Source organism: Candidatus Planktophila sp., assembly GCF_046070465.1.
GTDB lineage: Bacteria > Actinomycetota > Actinomycetes > Nanopelagicales > Nanopelagicaceae > Planktophila.
In genome coordinates this window covers 1-5,266 of record NZ_JBJTMK010000120.1, presented here as the reverse complement: position 1 = coordinate 5,266, position 5,266 = coordinate 1, and the positions used below count along the sequence as shown (strand labels likewise).

Annotated in this window: 5 protein-coding genes and 1 pseudogene; all 6 read right to left on the bottom strand. The window is 50.1% G+C overall.

Annotation, left to right across the window (positions count from 1 at the left end):
* Positions 1-313: pseudogene (locus ACKOVI_RS05455) on the bottom strand (polyribonucleotide nucleotidyltransferase); the annotation flags it as partial.
* Between the two features lie 219 nt (positions 314-532).
* Complete coding sequence (gene rpsO / locus ACKOVI_RS05450) at positions 533-802, bottom strand: 30S ribosomal protein S15 (RefSeq protein WP_095673732.1); 270 nt, start codon at positions 800-802, stop codon at positions 533-535.
* Between the two features lie 137 nt (positions 803-939).
* Positions 940-1,827, bottom strand: coding sequence for a bifunctional riboflavin kinase/FAD synthetase (locus tag ACKOVI_RS05445; RefSeq protein WP_509603068.1), 888 nt, complete (start codon positions 1,825-1,827; stop codon positions 940-942).
* Between the two features lie 18 nt (positions 1,828-1,845).
* On the bottom strand, positions 1,846-2,721 hold the full coding sequence (gene truB, locus ACKOVI_RS05440) for a tRNA pseudouridine(55) synthase TruB (protein WP_509603066.1): 876 nt from the start codon (positions 2,719-2,721) through the stop codon (positions 1,846-1,848).
* 11 nt (positions 2,722-2,732) lie between these two features.
* Positions 2,733-3,170 (bottom strand): 30S ribosome-binding factor RbfA, encoded by a 438-nt coding sequence (gene rbfA, locus ACKOVI_RS05435; protein WP_509603064.1) that lies wholly within the window; start codon positions 3,168-3,170, stop codon positions 2,733-2,735.
* Between the two features lie 3 nt (positions 3,171-3,173).
* On the bottom strand, positions 3,174-5,266 hold a 2,093-nt coding region (infB, locus tag ACKOVI_RS05430), incomplete at its 5' end, for a translation initiation factor IF-2 (RefSeq protein ID WP_509603063.1).

The following is a 5,266-nucleotide window of genomic DNA, read 5'->3' as shown; positions in this document are numbered from 1 at the left end:
GGTCAATCAGACGGCAGGTAAGAATTGCCTCTTCTGATGGACGACCTTCGCGACGGAAGAATGAACCAGGAATCTTGCCAATGGCATACATCTTCTCTTCAACATCCACTGTAAGTGGGAAGAAGTCGAATTGATCCTTAGGTGTCTTTGATGCTGTTGTCGCTGAGAAGATCATTGTCTCTTCATCGAGGTAAACAGCTGCAGCTCCTGCTGCTTGCTTTGCAAGGCGACCAGTTTCAAACTTGATCTCGCGCTTACCGAACTTACCGTTATCGATAACGGCTACTGCTGACTTTACGTCTTGACCCTCCATAGGGCGCTCCTTTACTTAAGTCAGCGCACCACAAGAGAAAAAAATGAATCTTCGATCGAAGTCCACGGAAATTTATTTATCAGCTTCCGTGAGCCACTACCGAGGACCATTTATCCTCGTGGGCGCTGATGCTCCAGTCGGGCTGCCCTGTGCAACCCAACTTTCCTACCTTCGTACTGCTTTACAACTATTAAACTTTTTTACAACGTGAATCTTTGATTAGCGACGGATACCGAGCTTCTCAATGATTGCGCGGTAGCGATTGATGTCTGTCTTTGCAAGGTACTGCAAGATACGACGGCGCTGACCGACGAGAAGAAGAAGACCACGACGGTTGTGGTGATCATGTGGGTTTGTCTTCAAGTGAGTTGTGATGTCTTCGATACGACGTGACAACAACGCAACCTGTGCTTCTGGGCTTCCTGTGTCAGTAGCTGATGAGCCGTACTTTGCGATGATTTCTTTCTTTACTTCTGGTGTTAACGCCATTTCATTTCCTTTTCATTCAGTGTTTCTGACCAGGAGGCCTTCCGGTTGTACTCTCGGAAGATCGACAATCTCTTGGGACAGCGTGAATTCTAGGCTACCCCTGTGGATAACCCAAATTGAGCGTGATTGAGCGGATATTAGCTCTCGGTCAGGCGACGAGCTTCATCGCAATCCTTCTTCATCTGAACCAATAACTCCTCGAGGCCATTGAACTTCAGCGTTGGACGTAAGTACCAACCAAATTCAACTGAAGCTGCCTTGCCGTATAAATCTAAACCTTGTTGATCGAGAGCGTATGCCTCAACTTGGCGACCGCGGTCACCTTCAAATGTTGGGTTGGTGCCGATCGAGATAGCTGCTGGCCAATAATTGATTCCGACTGTAAGCCACCCTGCGTAGATTCCATCTGCAGGAATTGTCTGGCCTTCTATTTTGCCGATGTTGGCAGTCGGATAACCGATCTCGCGACCGCGCTTTTCGCCGTGAACAACAATTCCATCGAGGCGATGTGGGCGTGAGAGCAGCTCACGAGCTAGCTCGACCTTACCTTCCATCACAAGGTTGCGGATGCGAGATGAAGAAATCACATCGTCTCCCCCAGCAAGGTCTTGCACATCAACGGTGAAGTTGTGGGTCATGCCTGACTTAATAAGCGTATCGACTGTGCCCGATGCCTTTGCACCATAAGTGAAATTCTTTCCGACGATAACTGTGCTGACGTGGAGCTGCTTCAGCAAAATATCTTCAACAAATTGGTCTGGGGACATTGCTGCAAATTTCTCATTGAATTTCATCACGGCAACTTGGTCTGCATTATGAATTTTAAGAAGCTCAACACGGTCAGCCAAAGTAGTGAGCATTGGCGGAACTGAGTCTGGTGCAAAGACCGTGCGCGGATGTGGGTCAAAGGTCAACGCAATTATCGGGCGACCGTCTGCAATTTCCTTGGCGCGATTCAGAAGAGCCTGATGTCCCTTATGCACGCCATCGAAGACTCCGATAACTACAACGTTGGACTCGGTCATAAGCACATCCTGCCTTACCTAGTTCGCTGCTGCAAAGACAGCAACTGGCTTTGCCTTATCAACGGAGTTTTTCAGCAGTGCAATCAGCCGATTATCTGGAGAGAGCGCTGCAATTAACTCATCTGTGGGATTCGAACTGAGTGGACGTCCGAAAGAGAGTTCATTGACTTCTTGAAGGTCTAGCTCGCGCACTGGAAAAGTTGCGCGTGCAACATCTGCTAAGTCGAGAGTCGTGAAGTTGCCACCCTTAAGTTGGGCAACGTCGACTGCTTGATCGAGAGTAAATCCAGCAACGCGTGTACGGCGAAGAACATTGAGGTGTCCCCCGACTTTGAGTTCTGCACCTAAGTCGCGAGCAATCGCACGAATATAAGTACCGGCCGAACATGTGACTTCGATATCCACCAAAGTGACTGCATCTTTATGGCGAATGTTGAGAACATCTAATTGAGAGATGGTCACCTTGCGAGGTGGGAGTTCAAACTCTTCGCCAGATCGTGCACGGTCATAGGCGCGTTTTCCATCAACCTTGATTGCAGAGACGTTGGTAGGACGCTGCATAATGTCACCGACCATTGTCGCGAGTACTGATTTAATTTGCTCATCAGTGATGTGAGTTGAGTCGGCGGTAGAAGTGATTTCGCCTTCGTGGTCATCGGTAGTTGTCGATGCACCCAAAACAATGGTCGCTGTATAGCTCTTATCACCGTCTGTGATGTATTGCAGTAATCGAGTTCCGTTATTGAATCCGAGAACAAGTACGCCAGTTGCCATCGGGTCGAGCGTGCCGGCATGACCGACTTTGCGAGTGTTGAGAGCGCGACGACCGATTGCCACAACATCATGGCTTGTCATCTCTGGAGCTTTATCGACGACTAAGAATCCGTCAGACATAGTGCGAGTTTTTACTCTTCGTCTTCTTCTATGACGCGTGGCTGCTTGTAAGCATCTTCTACAACTGGCTTTGCACCCTCACGAGCTTTTGCGACCTGCGCATCGAGCTCGTGGACTTTGTTGAGAAGGGTATCCATGGCTCGCGCAGATTCTGGAAGACCATCGAGAATAAATTCGAGTGTCGGAGTAATGCGAGTACCGAGATCCTTGCCCACTGCAGAGCGAATAACACCCTTTGCTGATTCAAGGGCCGCAGCAGTTGCAGAGCGCTCATCATCTTCACCGAAAACGGTGTAGAAAATTGAGGCATGCTGGAGATCTCCAGTCACACGCGCATCGGTAATAGTGACAAAGCCGAGACGAGGATCCTTGATCTTCGTCTCTAGTAGCTGTGCCACTACAACCTTGATGCGGTCTGCAACTTTATCGCTGCGGTGATTCTTTCCCATGAGTTATGCACGCTTCTTCTCTTGCATCTCGAAGACCTCAATGATGTCTCCGACCTGAAGGTCCGCACCCTTACCTACACCGATACCGCACTCGTAGCCTTCACGGACTTCAGTTGCATCATCCTTAAATCGCTTGAGCGACTCGATTGTGACGCTCTCGGCGATTGTTGCGCCGCCACGAATAACTCGTGCCTTTGCATTGCGCCTAATGATTCCACTTTGTACAAGTGAACCAGCGATGGTTCCGACCTTAGAAGACTTGAAGAGATCGCGTACTTCTGCGGTACCCAATACAACCTCTTCGTACTCTGGCTTAAGGAGACCCTTAAGTGAGAGCTCGATTTCTTCGATTGCGTTGTAGATAACAGAGTAGAAGCGAACTTCGACACCTTCTTGATCAGCAAAGATAGCTGTCTGTGGCTCTGGCTTAACGTTGAAGCCGATAACAACAGCGGTAGATGCAGAGGCAAGAGTGATATCGCTCTTGGTAATTGCGCCGACGCCACGGTGGATAACACGAAGATCTACTTCAGCTCCGACATCAAGCTGCATAAGTGCATCTTCGAGCGCTTCCACAGAACCTGATACGTCGCCCTTGAGAATAAGGTTGAGCGTAGAGATTTTGGACTGTTCCATGAAGTCTTCGAGAGAAACCTTCTTGCGAGCCTTTGCAAGCTGCGCATTGCGCTCTGCTGCTTGACGCTTCTCAGCAATCTGGCGAGCAGTACGGTCATCTTCTGCGACCAGGAAGGTATCGCCAGCATTAGGTACGGATGTAAATCCAAGAACCTGAACCGGACGAGATGGTCCTGCCTCGGTGACGTTCTCGCCGTGCTCATCGAGCATCGCACGAACGCGACCGAATGAACCTCCAGCAACGATTGCATCTCCGACCTTCAAAGTACCGCGCTGTACAAGCACAGTAGCAACAGGTCCGCGACCGCGATCGAGGTGAGCTTCAATTGCAACTCCACGAGCATCATCTTCTGCAATAGCACGAAGATCGATAGCAGCATCTGCTGTGAGGAGAATAGAGTCGATCAGATCATCGACGCCCTTGCCCTGCTTGGCAGAGACGTTTACGAAGATTGTGTCTCCTCCGTACTCCTCAGCGATGAGGTTGTACTCAGTCAACTGCTGGCGGACCTTATCTGGGTTCGCGCCTTCCTTATCGATCTTGTTGACTGCCACAACGATTGGAACATCCGCTGCTTGAGCGTGGTTAAGCGCTTCGATTGTTTGAGGCATGATTCCGTCATCTGCTGCAACAACAAGAACTGCAATATCGGTTACCTTCGCACCGCGAGCACGCATAGCGGTAAACGCTTCGTGACCTGGTGTATCGATAAATGTAATTGCGCGGTTAATGCCATCGTGATCATGATGAATCTGATACGCACCAATGTGTTGCGTGATTCCGCCAGCTTCACCCTTGATGACCTCTGTCTTACGGATTGCATCGAGAAGAGACGTCTTACCGTGATCTACGTGACCCATAACCGTTACTACTGGTGGACGTGCCACGAGATCATCAGGATTTACATCTTCTAGCTCTTGCGCCAAGTCAATATCGAAGTCCTGCAACAACTCTCGATCTTCATCTTCTGGAGAAACGATTTCAATCTGGTACTTCAGCTGTGCGCCAAGAATTTCGAATGTATCTGCATCCACTGATTGAGTTGCGGTCACCATCTCACCAAGGTGGAACAACGCTGAAACGAGCGCCGCTGGATCTGCACCAATCTTCTCTGCAAAGTCCGCCAAAGATGAACCACGGCGCATACGAATCTTTGTATTTCCATCACCGTGAGGAATAACTGCTCCACCTAATTGTGGAGCTTGCATATTGTCGAATTCTTCGCGCAGCGCCTTACGTGACTTCTGCTTACGCTTTGAAGACTTTCCCTTTCCAAATGCACCAGCTGCAGATCCGCGACCACCCGGTGCTCCACCTGGACGACCTGGACCTCCACCTGGACGTGGTGCTCCACCTGTTGATGGACCTGAATTGCGATATGGACCTGATGCTGGTGCCCCACTTCCGGGACGAGCTGCTCCACCTGGACGCGGTGCACCTGCACCTGCCGGACGAGGAG